Source organism: Kitasatospora hibisci (assembly GCF_043950205.1).
GTDB lineage: Bacteria > Actinomycetota > Actinomycetes > Streptomycetales > Streptomycetaceae > Kitasatospora > Kitasatospora hibisci.
Genome location: NZ_CP171642.1, coordinates 1,565,001 through 1,584,941, shown reverse-complemented (window position 1 = coordinate 1,584,941; position 19,941 = coordinate 1,565,001). Strand labels below are relative to the sequence as shown.

Here is a 19,941-nt window from a genome sequence, read left to right as displayed (position 1 = left end):
GGCAGGAATCCCGATGAGCACCACCACCGACCGACCCGCACCCCTGACCACGCGCCCCGCGGCGCCCGTCGCCCGGCCGGCCAGGGCCCGCCGCCGCGGCGAGGCGAGCCCGCTGGCCCGGGCGCTCTCGCACGGCGCGCTGATCCTGGCGAGCCTGATCGCGCTCTTCCCGGTGGCGTGGATCGTCTACGTCTCCTTCGGCCCGGACAAGACCGACTACCTCCACCCGGGCGACATCCTCGACAAGATGACGCTGTCGAACTACAGCACCGTGCTGTTCGACACCGACTTCTTCACCTGGTTCGGCAACGCCTTCCTGGTCTCCGGCATCACCACCGTGTTCGGCGTGTTGATCGCCGCCTCCACCGGCTACGCCGTCTCCCGGATGCGCTTCCCCGGCCACCGGCCGCTGATGTGGTCGCTGCTGGTCACCCAGATGTTCCCGATCGCGGTGCTGATCGTGCCGATGTACACGATCCTCTCCGAGCTCGACCTGCTGGACAGCTACCTGGGCCTGGTCCTGGTCTACTCGACCACCACCGTGCCGTACTGCGCCTGGCTGCTGAAGGGCTACTTCGACACCATCCCGGTGGAGATCGACGAGGCCGGCCGGGTCGACGGGCTCACCCCGTTCGGCACCTTCTGGCGCCTCGTGCTGCCGCTCGCCCGGCCGGGCCTGGCGGTGGCCGCCTTCTACTCCTTCCTGACGGCCTGGGCCGAGGTCGCCTTCGCCTCCACCTTCATGCTGAGCTCCGACAAGTACACCCTCGCAGTCGGCCTGCAGACCTTCGTCAGCGAGCACGACGCGCAGTGGAACCTGATGGCCGCGACCGCGGTGCTCATCGCGATCCCGTCGTCGCTCCTCTTCTACCTGGTGCAGCGTCACCTGGTGACCGGCCTGACCGCCGGCGCCTCGAAGTCCTGACCGCTCCCCGCTCCTCTGATCCCCAAGGGACACCGTCCATGACCCAGAACCTGGCCGACACCTCCCGGCCCGCCGCCGACGCCACCGCTCACGAGGCCAGCGCCGGCGCGTCCAGAGGCTGGTGGCGGGACGCGGTCATCTACCAGGTCTACCCGCGCAGTTTCGCCGACTCCAACGGCGACGGCATGGGCGACCTGCCCGGCATCCGCAGCCGCCTGCCCTACCTGCGCGACCTCGGCGTGGACGCCGTCTGGCTCTCCCCGTTCTACGCCTCCCCGCAGGCCGACGCCGGCTACGACGTCGCCGACTACCGCGCGGTCGACCCGATGTTCGGCACCCTGCTGGACGCCGACGCGCTGATCCGCGACGCGCACGCGCTGGGTCTGCGGATCATCGTCGACCTCGTCCCCAACCACTCCTCGGACCAGCACGAGTGGTTCCAGCGTGCTCTGCGCGAGGGTCCTGCGTCCCCGCTGCGCGACCGCTACCACTTCCGTCCGGGCAAGGGCGAGAACGGCGAACTGCCGCCCAACGACTGGGAGTCGATCTTCGGCGGCCCGGCCTGGACCCGCTCGGAGAACCCGGACGGCACCCCCGGCGACTGGTACCTGCACCTGTTCGCCCCCGAGCAGCCCGACTTCAACTGGGAGAACCAGGCCGTCGCCGACGAGTTCCGCTCGATCCTGCGGTTCTGGCTCGACATGGGCGTCGACGGCTTCCGGATCGACGTCGCCCACGGCCTGGTCAAGGCCCCCGGCCTGCCCGACATCGGCGGCGGCGACCAGCTCAAGCTGCTCGGCAACGACATCATGCCGTTCTTCGACCAGGACGGCGTGCACGAGATCTACCGCAGCTGGCGGAAGATCCTGGACGAGTACCCGGGCCAGCGGATCGGCGTCGCCGAGGCGTGGACCCCGACCGTCCAGCGCACCGCCAACTACGTCCGCCCCGACGAGCTGCACCAGGCCTTCAACTTCCAGTACCTGGGCACCTCCTGGGCGGCGGCCGAGCTGCGGGAGGTGATCGACCTCTCGCTCGACTCGATGCGCCCGGTCGACGCCCCCACCACCTGGGTGCTCTCCAACCACGACGTCACGCGGCACGCCACCCGGTTCGCCAACGAGCCCGGCCTCGGCACCCAGATCCGCACCCCCGGCGACCGCGAGCTCGGCCTGCGCCGCGCCCGCGCCGCCACCCTGCTGATGCTCGCGCTGCCCGGCTCGGCCTACCTCTACCAGGGCGAGGAGCTCGGTCTGCCGGACGTCACCGACCTGCCGGACGAGGTCCGCCAGGACCCGTCGTTCTTCCGCCAGGCCGGCCAGGACGGTTACCGCGACGGCTGCCGCGTGCCGATCCCGTGGTCCGGCACCGAGGCCCCGTACGGCTTCGGCCCGACCGCCGGCGGCCCGAGCTGGCTGCCGCAGCCCGCCGAGTGGGCCGAGCTCAGCGTCGAGGCGCAGACCGGCGACCCGACGTCCACCCTGGAGCTGTACCGCAGCGCGCTGGCCGTCCGCCGCGAGCAGGCCGACCTCGGCGCCGGCACCGACGTCGAGTGGCTGGACAGCCCGGCCGGCACGCTGGCCTTCCGCCGCGGCTCCTTCGTCTGCACCGTGAACACCACCGCCGAGCCCGTCCGGATACCGGCGCCCGGCCGCCTGCTGCTCTCCTCCGCGGACGCCCTGGTGGACGGCGGCGAGACGGTGCTCGCTCCGGACAGCACCGACTGGTGGGCGGTCTGACGTGGTTGCAATAGGCTCTGGGACCGTGACTACGGCGCGACTCTCAGACATCGCGGCGCAGGCGGGGGTCAGTGAAGCCACCGTCTCCCGCGTGCTCAACGGCAAGGCGAACGTCTCGGCCGCCACGCGGCAGACCGTGCTGGCGGCGCTCGACGTGCTCGGGTACGAGCGGCCGACCCGGCTGCGCCAGCGCAGCGCGGGTCTGATCGGGTTGATCACCCCAGAGCTGAGCAACCCGATCTTCCCCGCGCTGGCCCAGGTGATCGAGCAGGTGCTGAGCCGGCACGGCTACACGCCGGTGCTCTGCACCCAGACGCCGGGCGGGTCCACCGAGGACGAACTGGTGGAGATGCTGGTCGACCGGGGGGTGTCGGGCATCGTCTTCGTCTCGGGCCTGCACGCCGACACCACCGCTGACCACGACCGGTACGCCCGGCTCATCGGCCGGCAGGTGCCCTTCGTGCTGATCAACGGCTTCAGCGAGAAGATCGACGCCCCGTTCATCTCGCCGGACGACCGCTCCGCGATGTGGATGGCCGTCCAGCACCTGGCCGAACTCGGCCACGAGCGGATCGGTCTGGCCGTCGGCCAGCGCCGGTACGTGCCGGTGCTGCGCAAGATCGAGGGCTTCACCGCGGCCATGCGCGAGGTGCTCGGGCGGACCGAGGAGGAGGCCCAGGGCCTCGTCCACCACACGCTGTTCAGCGTGGAGGGCGGGCACGCCGCGGCCGGCGCGCTGCTGGACAAGGGCTGCACGGCGATCGTCTGCGGCAGCGACATGATGGCGCTCGGCGCGATCCGCGCGGTGCGCCAGCGCGGGCTGAGCGTCCCCCAGGACGTCTCGGTGGTCGGCTTCGACGACTCGCCGCTCATAGCGTTCACCGAGCCGCCGCTGACCACGATCCGGCAGCCGGTGGAGGCGATGGCCACCGCGGCCGTCGACGCGCTGCTGGAGGAGGTCGGCGGGAACGCCGCCCAGCGCGGCGAGTTCATGTTCCAGCCGGAGCTCGTGATGCGCGGCTCCACGGGCGCCTGCGCCCGCTGAGACGGCACGCCCGGACGCCGCGTCCGGGCGGGAACGGCCGGGGCCCGGGGAGCACACCGCTCCCCGGACCCCGGCCGTTCGCCGTTCAGCCCTCCTGGGCCGCGGGACGGCCCTCCTCCAGGCGGTGTCCGTCGGTGGCCTCGCCGGTCCGGGTCTCGGTGCGCCGGCCCCGCGCGAGGTAGTCGCGGAGGATCAGCTCGACGGCGTCCTGCGGGTTCTTGGTGCCGGAGAGCATCATCGCGTCGATCGCGAGATTGGCGTCGAGCGTGACGGTGACCTGGGCCATGGGGACTCCTCCTCGGGTGCGCAGAGCAGCAGCATGCCCGGTGCGGCCCGGTTTGACCATGACCGGGCGGGCCCGGTGCCGAGCCCGTCGCCGGGCCGTCGCCGGGCCGGGTGCTCGCGGGCCGGGTCCGGCCGGCGGCGCGCAGGCCGATGCCCCCGGGGAGGAGCGGTCTCTCTCCCCCGGGGGCTGCGGCGTGTGCGGTGGGTCAGACCCGGCCGGCGAAGTCCGGGGCCCAGTTGGCGACGGTCTGGGTCCGCACGCCCGCGCTCGGGTTGGCGGCCTCGACGTACTTGCCGTCACCGATGTAGAGCGCGACGTGGTAGACGCCGGAGTCCTGGCCGTTGTTGGACCAGAACAGCAGGTCGCCCGGCTTGAGGGCGTCCAGCGACACGTGGGTGCTGGCGGCGGCCTGGTCGGCGGCGACGCGCGGGACGGAGACGCCCGCGGCGCGCAGCGCGGCCTGGGTCAGGCCGGAGCAGTCCCAGCCGCCGTTCCCGGTGCCGCCGTAGACGTAGGCCTGGCCGACCTTCGACAGGGCGAAGGAGACCGCGGCGGCCATGCTGCCGGTGGCGGCCTCGGCCGGTGCCTGGGCCTGGGTCTGGGAGGCCTGGGTGGCGGTCTGCGCGGCCGGCTTGGCGGCGGTGGTGCCCGCGGCCTGGCCGGAGGAGCGGTTGAACCAGTCGAAGCCCTTGCCGGACTCGTCCGAGGCCTGGGTCCGGGCGTGCTCGCCGAGGCTCAGGTGCTGGCCCGGGTAGATGTGGTTCGGGCCCTCGGTCAGGGTGTCGCGGTTGAGCTCGTACAGCCGCTCCCAGCCGCCCTGGACGTGGTGCTCGTCGGCGATGGCGGACAGCCAGTCGCCGGTGACCACGGTGTAGTCGCCGTCCTTCTCCTGCCACTTCTGCGACCAGTCGGAGCGGTTCTGGCTCCAGGTCTTGGTGGCGTCGGCGGCGGCCGGGGTCTCGGCCTTCGGGGCGGCGGGCTTGGCGGCGGGGGCCTGGGCGGCCGGCTTGGCGGCCGGGGCCGGGGTCTGCGCGGCGGGCTTGGCGGCGGTGGAGGTGTCGACCGCGGCGGGGGTGCCGCCCTTGGTCAGACCGGCCTGGACGGAGCAGACCGGCCAGGCGCCCGGGCCCTGGACCGCGAGCACCTTCTCGGCGATCGCGATCTGCTGGTCCTTCGTGGCCAGGTCGGCGCGGGCGGCGAAGGCCGTGCCGCCGAACTCGGCCCAGGTGCTGTTGGTGAACTGCAGGCCGCCGTAGAAGCCGTTGCCCGTGTTGATGCTCCAGTTGCCGCTGCTCTCGCACTGGGCGACCTTGTCCCAGGTCGCGACCGAGGCGGCGGAGGCGGAGGTGGTGGTCAGGCAGGGGATGGTGAGGCCGATGCCCGCGACTCCGAGCGCGGCGATGGCGCGGCGGGTACGGCCGGACAGGCGGGTGCCGTTGGTGGGCAGCATGAAGATGCGGTCCTCTCCCACGCCTGCGAGGTGAGCTGTCGGATTCGGGCTGGAGTTGCCCGGCCGCGCTGTGGACGCGGCTTCACCCCTAGCCCTGGACCGGTACGCGGACCGGCCCGGGGCGACCTACCTGTGGTTCCCCCGCTCCTGCCGTGGTGCGTTTCTGCGCTGCCAGCACACCCGACGGCAGGACTCGGCGTTGCGGACGGGCTGGGTCCGTGTGGCCACGAACGGGGAGCACGTTAAGCAGACTCAAGTTCAAACCGCAAACATGTGTGATGCCCGTCACGGTTTGCGGACCGCCTGCTCGCGACGTGTCCACCATGATCAGAAATGACCGATTTCCGGCAACGCCCGTACGGGACGCCGCAACTGCCTATGCTTCAGAACGTCGGGACCGACGCAGCCGTCTGGGGGGAGGGCTACGCAGCGATGGCCATGGACGAGGAGCGGGGCGGCGGATCGCCGGCCGACGGAGCCCGCGGAGCGCATCGCAGGGCAAAGCATCGCAGACCGGACATCCCACCCGAACGACCCCGAACTCCCGTAAGCCGTCGCACAATGCTGCGCTGGCTCGCCGTCGGCACGGTGTTCGCCGCGATCGGCGGCGAGGAGGCCCTGCGTCGCTCGCTGACCGGCTCGACCGGCTCGACCGGGTCCGCCCCGGGTAGCACCGCCACCAGCCTGGCCGACACCGGCGGCGACGGCGGCACGGAACACGGCGGCCCGGACCGCGGCGGCCCGGACCGCGGCCCCGGCGTACCGCCCGCGCCCGGCGACGGCGCCGAGGGCGCCGCCCCCGAGCCCGACCAGGGCGGCCGCCGTTGGTCCGACCCGGCCGGCTGGGGCGGCCGGGTGCCCGGACCGCAGAGTGCCGTCCGGATCACCGACCGGGTGCTGCTCGACACCGACGCCGCCGTCGGCTCCCTGCTGGTCGAGCCCGGCGGCTCGCTCACCTTCGCCGCCGACCGCGGTGTCACCCTCAGCTCGGCCGGCAACGTCGAGGTCCGCGGAACCCTCGCCCTCGCCCCCGGCGACACCGCCGTGCACACCCTGCGCTTCCCCTCCGTCGACGAGAAGCGCTTCCAGGGCGACGGCATGAAGGTGGTCGACACCGACGTCGGCCTCTGGGTCACCGGGGCCGGCTACCTGCGGCTGGACGGAGCCGCCAAGACCGCCTGGGTGCGCGCGGCCGGCGAGCTGCGGGCCGGTGCCACCACCGTCAGCCTTGCCGCCCCGCCCGCGGGTTGGCGGGCCGGTGACGAACTGGCCGTCACCCCGACCGGTCCGCCGGACGAGGACGGCTTCTCCGCCCGCTACGACCTCGCCGTCGTGCGCTCCGTCAGCGGATCCACCGTCACCCTGGAGGCCCCGCTGCGGTACGCCCACCCCCGGGTCGCCCTCGGCGGGGGCGTCACGGTCGGCGCCGAGGTGCTCAACCTGACCCGAAGCGTCCGGGTCGAGGGCTCCGCGGAGGGGCGCGCCCACGTCCACCTCACCAGCTCCCGCCAGGCCGACGTCCGGCACGCCGTGCTGCGCTGGGTCGGCCCGCGGACCGACACCAGGGAGAGCTGGAAGGGCCCGGACGGCAGCGCCGCGGTCACCACGCCGGTGCTCGGCCGCTACGGGCTCCACTTCCACATGCTCGGCGACGCCACCCGCGGCACCGTGGTCGAGGGGGTGGTGGTGCGCGACGCCGGCAACCACGCGTACGTCCCGCACGCCAGCCACGGCATCACCTTCCGCAGCTGCATCAGCCACGACACCTGGGAGGACGCCTACTGGTGGGACGGCCCGCCGGACACCCGCACCCCGCAGCAGCCGTCCGACGACATCGTCTACGAGTCCTGCGTGGCCTCCCGCACCGTGCTCGAGCCCAACCCGCGGGCCTACCGGCTGACCGGCTTCAACCTGGGCGCCGGCACCGGCGGCAAGGCGCTGGACTGCGTGGCCGTCGGCGTCCAGGGCGCCAACGGCGCCTCCGGCTTCGAGTGGCCGGAGAACGGCGAGGGGGTCTGGACCTTCCGGCGCTGCCTGGCCCACAACAACCTGCAGGACGGCATCTTCGTCTGGCTGAACGCCCGGCAGCACCACGTGGTCACCGAGTTCGCGGCCTACCACAACGGCGGCTGGGGCATCGAGCACGGCGCCTACCTCAACGACTTCGACTACACCGCGAGCGTGCTCTACGGCAACGCCGGCGGGGGAGTGGCGCTGCACTCGCTCGGCCGGGAGAAGGGCACCGTCTTCGACGGGCTGCTGATCGACGGCGCCGGGCAGAGCGACTTCGCCGTCTCCACCGCCCGTCACGAACTGGCCGGCGAGGCCGTCACCTTCAGCCGCAGCCGGTTCACCGGATACCGCCGGGCCGGCCTCGCCTTCCGGGCCACGCCCGACGGCCAACCCGACGACGTCCTGGTGCTGGACTGCGAGTTCGGCGGGAACGAGCTCTGGCTGGACCCGGAGGCCGGGCCGCCGAAGAACATCCTGCTGCGCCGGGCCGGCCGGGCCGAGGCGATCCAGGTGCGCCGGGCGGAGGACGGCGGCGCCGCGCAGCCGCAGTGGAACGCGAGCAGCACCCTGCTCGCCTCGTTCGCCGCGCAGTCCCGGCCGGTGCAGCTGCCGGCGCTGCGGTTCGAGGACGCCGCCGCGCCCACCGGACGGGTCGGCGGCGACTCCTGAGCGCCCGACCACGGGCGCGGGCCCGCCCACGCACGCGCGGGGCCCGGAACGCCATCGTTCCGGGCCCCGCGCCGCGTTCTGAGGTTCCCGCCTACTCGGCGGCGTGCCGCCCGCCACCGGAGCCCGTGGCGGGCTCCTCGGCGGCCTCCTCGGCCTCGACGACCTGGGCCGGCAGTGCGGCCAGGTAAGTGGAGCCGATCAGCTGGCCGACCGTCGGGTACGCGCCCAGCGGTGCGGCCGACGGGCAGCCGCTCTCCTCGGCGGCCGCGGCGAGCAGCTCGGAGTCGGCCTCCGGGCCGATCACCAGCGGGGCCAGCGCCGGGTTCTGCGCGCCCATTTCCTTGAGGTGCGCGACGGCCCCGGCCACCGAGCCGGGTACGTCGAGCGCGGCGGCGACGACCGGCACGGCGAGGCGGGCCGACAGCAGCACGCCGGTGATCCCGGCGGCGGCCGCGGCGTCCTCGCCACCGACGGTGGTGAGCACCACGCCGTCGGCGGCCGTCGCGATGGCGAACAGTCGGGCGCGGTCGGCGCGGGCCAGACCGGCCTCGGAGAGGCGCACGTGGACGGCCTCGGCCAGCAACGGGTGCGGGCCCAGCACGTCGGTCACCTGGGCGCCGTGCTCGGCGGCCAGCGCGTGCAGCTCGGCCAGGAAGCCGTGCGGCCCCGGTACCAGCGGTACCACGACCGGCGCGGGCAGGCCGGCCTCGGCGGCGGTGGCCAACAGCTCGGCGACGGTGCGGTCCTCGGCGGAGGCCTCGCCCTCGGCCTCGCCGGCCGGGAGGTAGCCGGCGGCGGTCTGTACGCCGGTCTGCTCGCTGCGCACGATGGAGAGGAGTTCCTCGACCACCGGGCGGGACTCCGGGCCGGCGGTCGCGGGCACAGCGAGCACCAGGGCGGGGGCTCCGGTCGGGATCTCGGGGCGCTCGGGGCGGCGGTGGCGCCCCCGCGCACGGGAGCCTGGGGTGCGGACGGGCAGTGGCGCGCCCGGGATGGCTGCGGTGCTCATGGCGGAGATCGTAGGACATAGGGCCGCCCTGCCTGCAGTCGGCTACCGAACCCAGCGGGGCGGCCTGCCGTAAAACCGGACATAAGGTGCAATGTCTTCGTGAAGTGGCGGTCTCGCCCCGGACGCGTCCGGACCCGCCCCCTGTTGCACCGGTGGCGCGTGAGATGTCTCACAGGGCTGCGGCCGCCTGACGCAGGGTCACGGGGGTGCGACTCCGGGCGTTCGAAGATCAACATTCAGCGGGGAGCCGCCTACGGGCGGTTAGCGGAAGCTCGCCGATTCCGTCGGATTTGTCCGCTTACGTACCGTCAGGTGTCGAGGTGGTGAAGAGTTGCGGTTCGGTGGCGAAGGGTCCGTGCACCTGCACTGTCCCGTGCTGATGCACGTGCACTGGAGCTATCATCACGTCAAGTGAGGCGTTGTGCCGGGCCGGTACGGGGCCGGTCCAGTCGTTCGGCTGTGGCCGGGGCGCCGCGCTGGACGACCACTCCGGAGCTCTTCGGGAGATTTCTATGCACGACACGTACGGCACGTACAACGGGATGGCGGCTGCGGACCTCAAGGACGTGGTCTGGCAGAAGAGCCTGCACAGCAACTCTCAGGGCAACTGCGTCGAGTTCGCCGCCCTCCCGGGGGGCGAGGTGGCGATGCGCAACTCGCGGTTCCCGGACGGTCCGGCGCTCATCTACACCCGGGCCGAGATCGCGGCGCTGCTGCTGGGCGCCAAGGACGGGGAGTTCGACCACCTGGCGGTCTGACGACCACCTGGCGGTCCGATCGGCCGCCGCCTTCACCATCGGGGGGCCGTCGTGGGTGCTGACACCACGACGGCCTTTGTCTTGCCGGCGGTTCCGCGGGCCCCGGGGGCCTCCCGCGTGCGGTTCGTGCTCCCCGCCCGCCCGTCCGGTCCGCCGTCGCGGTCGTGAGGGGGGTGAGGTCGGCCGGTGCCCGCTGCCCGAGGGTCGCCGGTCGCCGCCGCCGGAGTCGTGGTGGCCGTTCGGGTGCCGTGGTCGCGTTCCGAACGGGGTGTCGCCGTGGTCGTGCTCCGGAGCCGGGGAGCTAGGCCGAGCGCCGGTGCCGGCCGCCGAGCCCTGGTGCCTTCGCGGCCTCCGACTCGGCCTCGAAGAGCGCCCAGACCACCTTGCCGCCGCCCAGCGGGTGCCAGCCCCAGGAGTGGCTGAAGGAGTCCACCAGGTGCAGCCCCCGGCCCGACTCGGCGACGAAGTCCGCTTCCCGCGCCACCGGGCCGGCACTGCTGGGGTCGCTCACCGCGCAGACCACCTGCGGCGCGCGGTGCACCAGGCTGATCCGGATCGGAAGTCTTCCTTCCGGGCCCGCCTGGGTGGGAAAGTCGTACTGGTCGAGGCCGCTGCCCGCCGCTCCCGGGCGCGCGCCGATCGCGTGCCGGAGGGCGTTGGTCACCAACTCCGAGGCCACCAGCGCGACATCGTCGAACAGCTCGTCCAGTCCCCAGCGCTGAAGAGCGGTTCTGGCGAAGTCGCGCGCGGTTCTGACGGCTTCGTAGCGGGGTGCGAGCGTACAGGTGACCACATGGGGATCGACTGCCAAGGCCGTACCGGTGCCCATGAAGAGCTCCTCCCATAAGGGGGCGGACACGGCTGGACCCGCCGGGGTCATGCCGGTCACCTCCGACTCGCTCGGCCGCGCGACCGCCCCCTCGACCAGGTGCGCGCGCACACGAAGGCCCGGTGGCGCGGGGGCGCTGCCGGGCTGGTGCACGGAGTCGCGCGTGGGGTCGAACGCGGAGCCCGCGGGATTGCCAGGGATGTGCAGGTGCACGTGCACCATGGTCCTCTGCGCTCACTGCAGATGCAAGAGTCGATTCACGTGCAGTCGTTCAAATGGCATATGCAAGCGCCGAATGCACGTGCATCCTGGTGTGTGAGGTGCAGAACTGATAGGAACATCCGTCAGTATCGGCACCGTGAGCGCTCAACTGATGGCAGACTGTGCGCTGTTTGCCCTAGGTGGAGGTTTCGACGCATGACCACAGTTCAGCCGGGCGGCGGCTCGATGGTCCGCCGGATCCTCCTCGGCTCACAGCTGCGCCGCCTGCGCGAAGCCCGCGGCATCACCCGCGAGGACGCGGGCTACGCGATCCGCGCCTCCGAGTCGAAGATCAGCCGTATGGAGCTCGGCCGCGTCAGCTTCAAGGAGCGCGACGTCGCCGATCTCCTCAGCCTCTACGGGGTGGACGACGGTGGTGAGCGGGAGGCCCTGCTCGGCCTGGTCCGCGAGGCCAACAAGTCCGGTTGGTGGCACAGCTTCAACGACGTCCTGCCCGGCTGGTTCCAGACCTACGTCGGCCTGGAGGAGGCCGCCGCGCTGATCCGCACCTACGAGGTGCAGTTCATCCCGGGCCTCCTGCAGTCCGAGGAGTACGCCCGGGCCGTCTTCGGCCAGAGCCGGCCGGTGATCAGCGAGGAGGAGGTCGAGCGGCGGGTCAGCCTGCGCCTGCGCCGGCAGAAGCTGCTCACCGAGGGCGCCAGCCCCCGCCTCTGGGCCGTCATCGACGAGGCCGCGCTGCGCCGGCCGGTCGGTGGGCCCGAGGTGATGCGCGGTCAGGTGCAGTACCTGATCGACGTCGCCGAACAGGCCAACGTGGTGATCCAGGTGATGCCGTTCCGCTTCGGCGCGCACGCCGGGGAGTCCGGTGCCTTCACCATCCTACGCTTCCCCGAGCAGGACCTCGCCGACGTGGTCTACCTGGAGCAGCTCACCAGCGCGCTCTACCTCGACAAGCGCGACGACGTCGACGCCTACATCCAGGTCATGGAGCGGCTCTGCGTGGACAGCCTGACCCCCGAGCGCACCATCGACCTGCTGGCGTCGATCCTCAAGGAGCGCTGAAGCGCCCGCCCCCGAGGCGCGCCCGAGCCGTTCTTCCGGGACCGGCGGACGTCGTGCGTCAGCCGCGGGCCGTCGGCCGTTCGCGCTCCGGCGGCAGGGGCTGCGGCGGCACGCCCAGCCGCCAGTCCAGGTCGTAGCGGCGGAAGAGGTCCGCCCGCACGGGGGCGAGCGGCAGCTCGGCCCCCGGCAGCAGCACGCCTATGCAGCCGCCCATCAGCGCACTGCGCAGCACGGCGTGTTCGGCCACCGGGTCCGGCGCGCCCCAGTCCCGCAGCAGCTCCTGGAGGATCGCGCCCAGCCGGCGCTGCTCCGGGTCCTGGACGAACGCCCCGGTGTCCGGGTCCAGGATCAGGGCCAGGTGCGAGCGCATCACCCGCGGGTGCTCCACCGCCAGGCCCAGCACGGTGTCGATCGCCCGGGCCAGCCGGGCCTCCGCCGAGGCCCCGGGTGCGAGCTCGCCCAGCGCGCTGGAGAGCGCCTTGTGCATCATCCGGTGCGTCGCCGACTGCATCAGCAGCCGTTTGCCGTCGAAGTAGTAGGACAGCAGTCCGCGGGCCAGCCCGGCCCGCTCGGCTATGTCGCCCAGCGTGGTGCCGGCGTAGCCGCGCTGGTCGACGAGCTCGACGGTGGCGTGCATGATGCGCCGGCGGGAGCGTTGGCGCATTTCCTCATTGACCGATTCCCCGCGAGGTGCCATCGTGTCTGCTCCGTACGTTGGTTGGCTCCCGGCCAATATACTGGCGGGGCGAGCGGCCGCACCGGGCGGGCGCACGCGGGCCGACTGGTACGGAAGCGCCGACTCCACCAACACGGGGGTTTGGTGGAGTCGGCGCCCCCGGGGCGCGGGGCCCGGGGATCGTTCAGCTCTTCGTCAGCATCCCGTCCTGCCGGTCGGCGAGGTCGACTGACGGATAATCATAGTCCGGCACCGACAGCGGAGTTGACCGCTGCTGCCGCCGTTCGAGCACGGCACCCGCTGCGGCGACCGCGAAGCCCGCCAGGGCGACCGCGGTGACCAGCACCAGCGCGGGGCGGTATCCGTCCAGCTGGGCCGCCGGGCTCTCGCCGCCGCCACTGCCCGCGGTGATGACCGCGGTGGCCACGGCGAGCACCACCGCGCTGCCCACCTGGAAGGCCGTGTTGACCAGCCCGGAGGCGAGCCCCTGTTCCTCGTCGGCGACTCCGGCGGTGGCGGCGATGTTGACGGACGGGAACGCGAGGGCGAAGCCGATCCCGAGCAGGATCATGCTGGGGAGCACCAGCGCCGGGTAGGAGCCGTGCTCGTCGAGCCCGAGGAAGACGGTGTAGCCGAGCACCAGGGCCAGCACGCCGATCGGCAGCAGCCTCCCGGTGCCGAAGCGGTCGACGATCGCCCCCATCCGGGTCGCCGAGAGGGCGACCAGGGCGCCGGCAGGGAGCAGGCCGAGCGCCATCTCCAGGGCCGACCAGCCGAGCAGCCGCTGGAGGTAGAGCGTGACGATGAACTGGAAGCCGGCGTACGAGCCGAAGATCGTGAACGCGATCAGGTTGGCCCGGGCGACCGAGCCGTTGCGGAAGATGCCGAGCCGGACCAGCGGGTGCGCGGTCCGGGTCTCGACCACCAGGAACGCGATGGCGAGCACGGCGACCGCGGCGAGCGAGCCGAGGGTGCGCACGCTCAGCCAGCCGGCGCCCTGCGCCTCGGTGACGGTGAAGACCAGCAGCAGCACGGCGCTGGTGCCGGTGATCGCGCCGAGCACGTCGTACCCGCCCTGGGCCCGCTCCTCGGTGGGGCGGGGAAGCAGCCGGACGGCGAAGATCAGGGCGATCAGGGCGACCGGGACCGGCATCAGGAAGGTCCAGCGCCAGCCGACCGAGGTGAGCAGGCCGCTCAGCACCAGTCCGAGCGAGAAGCCGCTGGCACCGCAGGTGGTGTAGATCGACAGCGCGCGGTTGCGGGCCGGGCCCTCGGCGAACGTGGTGGTGATGATCGAAAGGCCGGCCGGCGCGGTGAAGGCCGCGGCGACGCCCTTGAGGAAGCGGGCGGCGATCAGCAGACCGCCGTCGTCGACGAGCCCGCCGAGCAGCGAGGCGGCGGCGAAGACGCCCAGGGCCACCAGGAAGACCCGGCGTCGGCCGAGCAGGTCGGCGGCGCGCCCGCCGAGCAGCAGCAGGCCGCCGTAGCCGAGTACGTAGCCGGAGACCACCCACTGCAGCGTGGAGGTGGAGAGGTGGAGCTCGGAGCCGATGGACGGGAGGGCGACGCCGACCATGGAGACGTCCAGGGCGTCCAGGAACATCGCGGCGCAGAGCACGATCAGCGTGCCCCAGAGGCGGGGAGCCCAGCTCAGCCCGCCGGTTGATGAGTCGTCAGGAGTCGTCGCAGTCGCGGTGGTCATGGGGAGGACACTACATGCACGCGCATTCAATGCAAATGAATTAAATGTTGCCACATAAGCTTCTTGTGCATGTGATACCGTGGCGGCGTGACTGAACTCGACTCCGACGCGGACGCGGCGCTCGTCGCGTCCTGGCGTGACCTGCTGGCGCGGCACGCCGCCGCGTCCTGCCTGCTCGACCGTGAGCTGGGCGAGAAGCACGGCCTGGGCATGAGCGAGTTCGAGGTGCTGGAACGCCTGGTCGAGGAGCGGAACGCGGACAACTCCCACGTCCTGCGGGTGCAGGAGCTGGCCGACACCGTCCACCTGAGCCAGAGCGCGCTGTCCCGGCTGATCGGCCGGCTGGAGAAGGCGGGCCTGGTGACGCGCGCGATGTGCCCCGACGATCGCCGGGGCATCCTGGTCGCGCTGACCGAGGAGGGCTGCCGGCGCTACGCCGAGGCCCGCCCGCTGCAGCGCGAGGTGCTCGCGCTCACGCTCGGCGGCCCGCTGGAGGGCGGCCGCCCCGCTCAGGGGTAGCGGAACACCCGGGGGCGACAGGGCGACCGGCCCCCGCCGGTCAGATCAGCGCCGAGAGTCCCGGTGCGGCGGCCACCAGCGCGACGGCTGCCGGTGCGGCCAGCGCCGCCACGGTGAGCCGCAGCCGGTGCAGCACGGGCAGCCGCGGCCGCCCCGCGAGCAGCCGGTCCACCCGCTTCGGCGACTGCGCCTGACCGGGTGGGCAGGAGCCGAACACTCCGCGCCCCAGGTTGAGTTCGGCCAGTGCCAGGGCGGTGGTGTGCCGGCCGTGCCGGCGGGCCGCCCGGTCGTCCGCCGCCAGCTCGACCAACTCGCCCACCTGGTCCCGGAAGGCGCTGAACACCCCGACCCCGGGGAAACCCGACGCCAGCGCCTGCGAGCACTGGGAGAGCCAGTGGTGGCGGGCCCGGACGTGCCCGCGCTCGTGGCTGAGCACCGCGGCGAGCTCCCGGTCGGTCAGCTGCTGCAGGGCGCCGGTGGTCACCACCAGCCGGGAGTTGTGGCCGGGCAGCGACCAGGCCTCGGGGCGGACGTTCTCCAGCACCACCAGCCGCTCCCGACGGTGCCGCGCGGTGTCGATGGACTCCGGCAACTCGGGAGCTCGATCGGCCAGTTGGGCGTGACGGTGGTTGCGCAGGGCCTTGGCGGAGCGGACCTCGCGGGTCAGCGCCAGCACGGTCTGCACCCCGCCGGCGGCCAGCACCGCGGCGTACAGCCGCCCCCAGCCCTCACCGCCCTGCAGCCCGTACGCCGCCTCCACGCCGGGCGGGGCGCCCGCGAAGACCAGGTCGCGCAGTTCGGGGAGGGCGGCCGAGGCGGCCAGCAGCAGGCTCAGCGCGCAGCACAGCATCACGGCCACCACCAGGCACTGCCAGGCGAGCAGGGCCAGCACGGGTTCGCGCTCGGCCCAGTCGGCCCGGGCCAGCAGCCGGGGCGCCACGGTCGAGAGCAGCAGTCCGAGCAGCAACAGGCCGAGCAGGGCCGTCATGGCATGGGCTCCCCGAGTACGCACGGAACGCGACAGCGCGCTCCCCGCCAACCTAAGCCGTGCCGGCGCCCCGGGGAACGGCTTTCGGCCACCCAGTGACCAACGCCACGCGGGCCCCGACCGGGGGGTGGCCGGGGCACCGGAATGGGGTTCGAGAGCGGCGCGTCACCTCGCCAGAGGCATCACATCGTCAGAAGCATGGCGAACATGCCGATGCCCATCGACAGCCGGCAGGCCAGGGGGAGCCCGGCGGTCGCCGTCGTCAGCCGCCCCGTCGTGGTGCCGAGCAGCCGCGTCCCGGCCCAGAGCGAGTAGCCCCCGAAGTAGAGCAGCAGGGCCCCGGTCAGCAGCGGCGTCCCCCCGGCCGCGGCGTGGTGGTGGCCGGCCGCGGGCGCGGCCGCCATGGCCAGCGCCGCGTACGTCATGGCCAGCCCGCCGATCGCGTGGTGCAGCCGGTGCGCCCGGCGGTCCGGCCCGAACGCCGAGGCCAGGAGGAACGCCGCCGCCGGCACGCCGAAGACCCAGGCCCAGACGACGGCCGGCACGGCGTCCCCGGAGACGGCCATCGCCGCCATCCCGAATCCCATCAGGGCCTCGGCGGCGTCGGACTCGTGGGAGTGGCGCCGGTGCGTCCCGGGCCGGGCGGTGCCGGAGGCCCGGCGCAGCCGGTCGAGGCAGTAGCCGCCGGCGGCCGTGGTGAGGACGGCCAGCAGTGAGTTGACCAGGACTGGCCCGTGCAACGGCGGCCTCCCCGACGGCGCGGACGTGCGTACCGTCCACGATCACCGGTCGGGGCCGCCGGCAGTAGGGCGCGCACGGGGGCGCATGGTGGTGGGCGCCGGAGTGGAGGCTTCCGCAGGACGCCGGTGACGGGCGGCGCCGGCCGGCCCGGACCTGCGCCGGCACCCCGTATCCCGTGGCGCCGCCCCTCCCCGGTGGCGCCGCCGGAACGCAGGCGGCATGGTCGGCATACGGGGGTGTGTCGGCCAGGCCGCCGAACCGGAGCAGGCACGCCGGGAGCCGCCGGCTCCGCCGCGGCCGTCGCCACACCCGGGTCACGAGCCCGCGCGAGGGCCGCGGGGGCCACGGGGCCACGAGGGCCGCTGGCCTGCGAGGCTCGCCGCGGCCGAGAGCCACAAGGGCCACACGGCCCTGCGCCGGGCGCGGGGCGGGAGGTTCGCATCGCCACGGTGCCGCTGTCCTGAAGATTCGAACGGCGTCCCCTCCGGGGCGTCCGGCCGTCGGCCCTGGCCGCGGGACGTTCTCGCCCGGGCCCCCCCTTGAACAGGAGAACCTTTCGTACTTATGGTGGTCCTGTTGAAAACCCTCCTGTCGAAGTGAGTCCCCGATGCAGAATCTTTCGCCAAGGCTCGCCGTGGCGGCCGACGCCCCGGTCTCCGACCTCGCCGGCCACCCGGCCTGGCTGCGCCTGAAGGAAGCCGTCGAGGCCCTGCGCCCGCTCCAGTCCAAGGACGGCTCGATCGACCTCGCCGCCGTGCAGCGCCACACGGTCGACCCGCTGGTCGCCACGGTCCGCGGCGCCGTCGAGGAGCTCGCCCCCAACTTCCCGCACGACGCCGAGTACCTCGCCGCCGTCGACGCCGACCTCGCGAAGTGGGCCGACACCGGCTACCGGGAGCCCGACTTCCTGGACTCGCTGCTCGCCTTCCAGCCCGCCGACCAGCGCGTCGACGGCCTGGAGCACCTCGTGGTCTTCCCGATGTACACCCAGAACGGGAACCCGGACCGCAACCTGGAAGCCGTCCTGCTGACGGTCGTCTGGCCGGACTGGCTGGCCGAGCTGGAGCGCACCCGCTTCGACAACCCGATGTTCGTGCCGATCACCTTCACCGACTTCACGGCCGGCTACGACACCAACTCCGCCGTCCTTTTCCCCGAGACCGTGGCCGTGCGCAAGGCGCCGGAACGTTTCACCTGGGGCGGCATCTTCTGCGACCGCGAGGCCGCCCGCTTCCGTGCCGTCACCACCAGCGCCGTCCGGCAGCTCGGCCTGGAGATCCCGGCCGACGCCGAAGGCCTGCTGCAGGACCAGCAGCGTGCCCAGGAGACCTTCGTCCTGTGGGACCTCGTGCACGACCGCACCCACAGTCACGGCGACCTGCCGTTCGACCCCTTCATGATCAAGCAGCGCAGCCCGTTCTGGATGTACGGCCTGGAGGAGCTCCGCTGCGACCTCACGACCTTCAAGGAGGCCGTGAAGCTGGAGGCCGAGGGCAACCTGCACGCCCGCGACGTCCAGTACGCGATCCTGTTCGACCGCATGTTCCGCTTCCCGGTCAGCGGCGACCGCGTCCGCAACTACGACGGACTCGGCGGCCAGCTGCTCTTCGCGTACCTGCACAAGCACGACGCGCTGCGCTGGCGCGACAACCGCCTCACCATCGACTGGGAGCGCGCACCGCAGGTCACGAACGCGCTCTGCGGCGAGATCGAGACCCTCTACCGGGACGGCATCGACCGCCCGAAGCCGGCCCACTGGATCGCCGCCTACGAGCTGGTCTCCCGCTACCTCACCCCGCACCCCGCCTCCACCTGGGCGAAGGGCACCGACGCGCTGCCGCTCGACATCACCGACGGCAAGGCGCTCAACAAGGCGCTGTGCGACGCCGTGCTCCCGGACGAGTTCCCGCTGAGCATGTTCTACGAGGCCCTCAACAAGAAGCTCAGTGGCGTCATCGCCTCCACCACCGGCATCACCGGCTCGGGCACCCAGGGAGTTGCCGCATGACCAGCACCGACAACAAGCCGCTGACCGGCAAGGTCGTCGCCGTCGCCGGCGCCAGCGGCCCGGCGGGCCAGGCGGTCCTGCGCCGCCTCACCGCCGACGGTGCCACCGTCATCGGCGCCGACATCGACGGCCGGCGCCTGGAGGCCGCCCTGGACGCCACCCGGATCGCCGTCCCCGGCGCCCGGGTCAGCGGCCAGGTCATCGACCTGCTCGACCCGCAGGAGGTCCACGACTGGGCCGACCACCTGGAGGCCGAGCACGGCCACGTCGACGGCCTCTTCCACCTCGTCGGCGGCTGGCGCGGCAGCAAGAGGTTCTTCGACACCCGGATCGACGACTGGGACTTCCTGCACGACACCGTCGTGCGCACCCTGCAGCACACCTCGCTGGCCTTCCAGCCCGCGCTGATCCGCAGCGAGTCGGGTCGCTACGCGATGATCTCCGCCGCCTCGGCCCACAAGCCGACCGCCGGCGGCGCCGCCTACGCGGCGGCCAAGGCCGCCACCGAGGCCTGGACCCTCGCGATGGCCGACTCCTTCAAGAAGGAGACCACCGCCGAGGATGGCGAGCCGACCGCCGCGGCTGCGATCCTGGTGATCAAGGCGCTGGTCAGTCCCGAAATGAGGGCTGAGAAGCCGGACGCGAAGTTCCCGGGCTTCACCGACACCGCTGACCTCGCCGCGTCCCTGGCGGGCCTCTGGGACCGCCCCGCAGCAGAACTGAACGGACAGCACCTGTGGCTGACAGCCCGATGACCGACCTCACCCCCGGTACCGACGCGGTGCGGCGGCACGACCCCGCCGTGCGCGGCTTCGCCAGCGACAACTACGCCGGCGTGCACCCGGAGGTCCTCGCCGCGATAGCGCTCGCGAACGGCGGCCACCAGGTCGCCTACGGCGAGGACGACTACACCGCCCACCTGCAGGACGTCTTCCGCAGCCACTTCGGCGAGAAGGCCGAGGCGTACCCCGTCTTCAACGGCACCGGCGCCAACGTCGTCGCCCTGCAGGCACTGCTCCCGCGCTGGGGCGCCGTGATCGCCGCCGAGTCGGCCCACATCAACGTGGACGAGGGCGGCGCCCCGGAGAAGATGGGCGGCATCAAGCTGCTCACCGTCCCCACCCCGGACGGCAAGCTCACCCCCGAGCTCATCGACCAGCAGGCCTGGGGCTTCGGCGACGAGCACCGCGCGCAGCCGTGCGCGGTCTCGATCACCCAGAGCACCGAGCTCGGCACCCTCTACACCGTCGAGGAGATCCGGGCCATCGCCGAGCACGCCCACCAGCACGGCATGCTCGTG

Annotated in this window: 18 protein-coding genes and 1 riboswitch (1 of these 19 cut by a window edge); of the genes, 10 read left to right on the top strand and 8 right to left on the bottom strand. The window is 72.9% G+C overall.

The window, feature by feature from the left end:
• Nucleotides 1–13: 13 nt before the first annotated feature.
• The 3 genes from ACF9IK_RS06740 to ACF9IK_RS06730 are packed head-to-tail and all read left to right on the top strand — an operon-like array spanning nt 14 to nt 3,709.
• On the top strand, nt 14–925 hold the full coding sequence (locus ACF9IK_RS06740; protein ID WP_395293316.1) for a sugar ABC transporter permease: 912 nt from the start codon (nt 14–16) through the stop codon (nt 923–925).
• Nucleotides 926–963: 38 nt separating this feature from the next.
• Nucleotides 964–2,664, top strand: a complete 1,701-nt coding sequence (locus ACF9IK_RS06735; RefSeq protein ID WP_395293315.1) for a glycoside hydrolase family 13 protein — start codon at nt 964–966, stop codon at nt 2,662–2,664.
• A 25-nt stretch (nt 2,665–2,689) separates the two neighbouring features.
• Nucleotides 2,690–3,709, top strand: a complete 1,020-nt coding sequence (locus ACF9IK_RS06730; RefSeq protein ID WP_395293314.1) for a LacI family DNA-binding transcriptional regulator — start codon at nt 2,690–2,692, stop codon at nt 3,707–3,709.
• Between the two features lie 85 nt (nt 3,710–3,794).
• Here the strand turns inward: ACF9IK_RS06730 and ACF9IK_RS06725 are convergent, their stop codons facing one another.
• Together ACF9IK_RS06725 and ACF9IK_RS06720 are read right to left on the bottom strand one after the other, a co-directional pair.
• Nucleotides 3,795–3,995, bottom strand: coding sequence for a hypothetical protein (locus tag ACF9IK_RS06725; RefSeq protein ID WP_395293313.1), 201 nt, complete (start codon nt 3,993–3,995; stop codon nt 3,795–3,797).
• Between the two features lie 205 nt (nt 3,996–4,200).
• Nucleotides 4,201–5,466: a transglycosylase family protein gene (locus ACF9IK_RS06720; protein WP_395293312.1), complete on the bottom strand. Its 1,266-nt coding sequence runs from the start codon at nt 5,464–5,466 to the stop codon at nt 4,201–4,203.
• A riboswitch (cyclic di-AMP (ydaO/yuaA leader) is annotated at nt 5,451–5,623 on the bottom strand. It overlaps the preceding gene by 16 nt.
• Nucleotides 5,624–6,006: 383 nt before the next feature.
• Between ACF9IK_RS06720 and ACF9IK_RS06715 the strand changes: the two genes are divergently transcribed.
• Nucleotides 6,007–8,127, top strand: a complete 2,121-nt coding sequence (locus ACF9IK_RS06715) for a hypothetical protein (RefSeq protein ID WP_395293311.1) — start codon at nt 6,007–6,009, stop codon at nt 8,125–8,127.
• 91 nt (nt 8,128–8,218) lie between these two features.
• Here ACF9IK_RS06715 and ACF9IK_RS06710 read toward each other — a convergent pair whose 3' ends face one another.
• On the bottom strand, nt 8,219–9,136 hold the full coding sequence (locus ACF9IK_RS06710) for a hypothetical protein (protein ID WP_395293310.1): 918 nt from the start codon (nt 9,134–9,136) through the stop codon (nt 8,219–8,221).
• 512 nt (nt 9,137–9,648) lie between these two features.
• On the opposite strand from ACF9IK_RS06710, the gene ACF9IK_RS06705 reads away from it, so the two are divergent.
• On the top strand, nt 9,649–9,894 hold the full coding sequence (locus ACF9IK_RS06705) for a DUF397 domain-containing protein (protein ID WP_313766590.1): 246 nt from the start codon (nt 9,649–9,651) through the stop codon (nt 9,892–9,894).
• A gap of 301 nt (nt 9,895–10,195) precedes the next feature.
• On the opposite strand, the gene ACF9IK_RS06700 is transcribed toward ACF9IK_RS06705, so the two are convergent.
• On the bottom strand, nt 10,196–10,723 hold the full coding sequence (locus tag ACF9IK_RS06700; protein ID WP_395293309.1) for an ATP-binding protein: 528 nt from the start codon (nt 10,721–10,723) through the stop codon (nt 10,196–10,198).
• Nucleotides 10,724–11,140: 417 nt separating this feature from the next.
• On the opposite strand from ACF9IK_RS06700, the gene ACF9IK_RS06695 reads away from it, so the two are divergent.
• Entirely contained in the window at nt 11,141–12,007 is an 867-nt protein-coding gene (locus ACF9IK_RS06695; protein ID WP_395293308.1) for a helix-turn-helix domain-containing protein, read from the top strand.
• 58 nt (nt 12,008–12,065) lie between these two features.
• Here ACF9IK_RS06695 and ACF9IK_RS06690 read toward each other — a convergent pair whose 3' ends face one another.
• Nucleotides 12,066–12,671, bottom strand: coding sequence for a TetR/AcrR family transcriptional regulator (locus ACF9IK_RS06690; RefSeq protein WP_395293307.1), 606 nt, complete (start codon nt 12,669–12,671; stop codon nt 12,066–12,068).
• Between the two features lie 196 nt (nt 12,672–12,867).
• Nucleotides 12,868–14,385: an MFS transporter gene (locus ACF9IK_RS06685; RefSeq protein ID WP_395293306.1), complete on the bottom strand. Its 1,518-nt coding sequence runs from the start codon at nt 14,383–14,385 to the stop codon at nt 12,868–12,870.
• 87 nt (nt 14,386–14,472) lie between these two features.
• On the opposite strand from ACF9IK_RS06685, the gene ACF9IK_RS06680 reads away from it, so the two are divergent.
• The gene (locus ACF9IK_RS06680; protein ID WP_395293305.1) at nt 14,473–14,904 is read left to right on the top strand and encodes a MarR family winged helix-turn-helix transcriptional regulator; all 432 of its coding nucleotides are present in this window, start codon (nt 14,473–14,475) and stop codon (nt 14,902–14,904) included.
• 40 nt (nt 14,905–14,944) lie between these two features.
• Here ACF9IK_RS06680 and ACF9IK_RS06675 read toward each other — a convergent pair whose 3' ends face one another.
• Both ACF9IK_RS06675 and ACF9IK_RS06670 read right to left on the bottom strand, forming a co-directional pair.
• On the bottom strand, nt 14,945–15,892 hold the full coding sequence (locus ACF9IK_RS06675) for a M56 family metallopeptidase (protein ID WP_395293304.1): 948 nt from the start codon (nt 15,890–15,892) through the stop codon (nt 14,945–14,947).
• Between the two features lie 182 nt (nt 15,893–16,074).
• Nucleotides 16,075–16,632 (bottom strand): DUF5134 domain-containing protein, encoded by a 558-nt coding sequence (locus ACF9IK_RS06670; RefSeq protein WP_395293303.1) that lies wholly within the window; start codon nt 16,630–16,632, stop codon nt 16,075–16,077.
• Nucleotides 16,633–17,240: 608 nt separating this feature from the next.
• Between ACF9IK_RS06670 and ACF9IK_RS06665 the strand changes: the two genes are divergently transcribed.
• The 3 genes in view from ACF9IK_RS06665 to ACF9IK_RS06655 are tightly spaced (each overlapping or abutting the next) and all read left to right on the top strand, a layout consistent with a single transcriptional unit that may run on beyond the window.
• On the top strand, nt 17,241–18,641 hold the full coding sequence (locus ACF9IK_RS06665; RefSeq protein ID WP_395293302.1) for a DUF6421 family protein: 1,401 nt from the start codon (nt 17,241–17,243) through the stop codon (nt 18,639–18,641).
• Nucleotides 18,638–19,396, top strand: coding sequence for an SDR family NAD(P)-dependent oxidoreductase (locus ACF9IK_RS06660; RefSeq protein ID WP_395293301.1), 759 nt, complete (start codon nt 18,638–18,640; stop codon nt 19,394–19,396). The genes ACF9IK_RS06665 and ACF9IK_RS06660 overlap by 4 nt, the downstream gene beginning before the upstream one ends.
• A protein-coding gene (locus tag ACF9IK_RS06655) for a threonine aldolase family protein (protein ID WP_395298486.1) crosses the window boundary here: on the top strand, nt 19,393–19,941 show its 5' portion. It continues 531 nt past the right edge of the window; only the first 549 of its 1,080 coding nucleotides appear in the window; it begins with the start codon at nt 19,393–19,395; the stop codon falls past the right edge of the window. The genes ACF9IK_RS06660 and ACF9IK_RS06655 overlap by 4 nt, the downstream gene beginning before the upstream one ends.

Bases quoted from the DNA above. Each gene is read 5' to 3' on its own strand.
- ACF9IK_RS06675 (WP_395293304.1), bottom strand. From the start codon at position 15,892: ATGACGGCCCTGCTCGGCCTGTTGCTGCTCGGACTGCTGCTCTCGACC.
- ACF9IK_RS06690 (WP_395293307.1), bottom strand. From the start codon at position 12,671: ATGCGCCAACGCTCCCGCCGGCGCATCATGCACGCCACCGTCGAGCTC.
- ACF9IK_RS06715 (WP_395293311.1), top strand. From the start codon at position 6,007: ATGCTGCGCTGGCTCGCCGTCGGCACGGTGTTCGCCGCGATCGGCGGC.
- ACF9IK_RS06735 (WP_395293315.1), top strand. From the start codon at position 964: ATGACCCAGAACCTGGCCGACACCTCCCGGCCCGCCGCCGACGCCACC.
- ACF9IK_RS06660 (WP_395293301.1), top strand. From the start codon at position 18,638: ATGACCAGCACCGACAACAAGCCGCTGACCGGCAAGGTCGTCGCCGTC.
- ACF9IK_RS06740 (WP_395293316.1), top strand. From the start codon at position 14: ATGAGCACCACCACCGACCGACCCGCACCCCTGACCACGCGCCCCGCG.
- ACF9IK_RS06700 (WP_395293309.1), bottom strand. From the start codon at position 10,723: ATGGGCACCGGTACGGCCTTGGCAGTCGATCCCCATGTGGTCACCTGT.
- ACF9IK_RS06665 (WP_395293302.1), top strand. From the start codon at position 17,241: ATGCAGAATCTTTCGCCAAGGCTCGCCGTGGCGGCCGACGCCCCGGTC.
- ACF9IK_RS06710 (WP_395293310.1), bottom strand. From the start codon at position 9,136: ATGAGCACCGCAGCCATCCCGGGCGCGCCACTGCCCGTCCGCACCCCA.
- ACF9IK_RS06705 (WP_313766590.1), top strand. From the start codon at position 9,649: ATGCACGACACGTACGGCACGTACAACGGGATGGCGGCTGCGGACCTC.
- ACF9IK_RS06685 (WP_395293306.1), bottom strand. From the start codon at position 14,385: ATGACCACCGCGACTGCGACGACTCCTGACGACTCATCAACCGGCGGG.
- ACF9IK_RS06725 (WP_395293313.1), bottom strand. From the start codon at position 3,995: ATGGCCCAGGTCACCGTCACGCTCGACGCCAATCTCGCGATCGACGCG.
- ACF9IK_RS06695 (WP_395293308.1), top strand. From the start codon at position 11,141: ATGACCACAGTTCAGCCGGGCGGCGGCTCGATGGTCCGCCGGATCCTC.